Source organism: Streptomyces anandii JCM 4720 (assembly GCF_014650655.1).
Lineage (GTDB): Bacteria > Actinomycetota > Actinomycetes > Streptomycetales > Streptomycetaceae > Streptomyces > Streptomyces anandii.
The window spans coordinates 228,789-229,746 of record NZ_BMVJ01000010.1 but is presented as its reverse complement, the minus strand read 5'-3'; the positions used below and the strand labels follow the sequence as shown (position 1 = coordinate 229,746).

Annotated in this window: 1 pseudogene; it reads right to left on the bottom strand. The window is 75.4% G+C overall.

The window, feature by feature from the left end:
• Positions 1 to 958 (bottom strand): annotated as a pseudogene (locus IE249_RS37925) (ATP-binding protein); the annotation flags it as partial.

The window sequence follows — 958 nt, the reverse complement described above, 5'->3', positions numbered from 1 at the left end:
CCTCGGCGCGGTCGAGGCGGTCGCTGTAGGCGTAGGCGCCGGCGAGCATCAGCAGCAGCTCGATGCCCCACTCGGGGTCGGTCCAGCCGAGGCCCGGCGCGAGGCGGCCGTTGACCAGGGCGCGGTCGCACACCTCGACGACCTCCTCGGCGTTCTCACCGCGGGTCATGGCGTCGAATCCGCGCAGGATCAGCAGGGCGCGCTCGGAGTTGTCGCGGCCGGTGCAGCCGGCGGCGAGCGCGGCGAGCCGTTCGGAGCGGTCCGGGGAGCCGGTCTCGCCCGCGTACAGGCCCTCCCACATGTACTGCACGGCCTGGAGCCGCAGCCGTACGGGACCGGGTTCGTGGCGGGCGGCCTCCGTCTCGACGGTGCGGACGGCCTCCTCGAGCTGGTTGTTGTGCAGCAGGGCCTGGGAGAGCCGGCACACGGCGTCCACTCGGGCCGCGCCGTCGAGTCCGGGCATGCCCAGGGCGGTCTGGAGGTGCTCGATGGTGGTGGCGGGGGCGGTCAGCAGCGTGGCGCAGCCCAGTTCGTACAGGACGCGGGCGTGCACCTCCGGCACGGGCGGCTCCAGCAGGGCGCGCTCCAGGCAGCGGCGGGCGGCGTCGGGGGCGCCGACGGCCAGGTGTTCGCGGGCGGCGGCGCGCAGCTGCTCGACGAGTTCCTCGTCGTCGTCCGGGTGGACCTGGAGCAGGTGCCGGGAGGCCGCGGCGGCGCCGAGGCCGGAGTCGGTGACGACCTGGGCGGCGATGCCGTGCATGGCGGTGCGCAGGGCGTCTGGTATGGAGTTGTAGACGGCGGTGGCGATCAGCGGGTGCACGAACTCCAGGTCGCCGTCGCCGCCGCGCCCGGTGGCCGGGTCGGGGTCGGTCAGGATGCGGGCGCCGCGCAGGAGTTCGGCGCAGCGCACGGCGTCCTCGCGGCCCATGGTGGCCAGCCGGGCGACCAGGTCGACGGA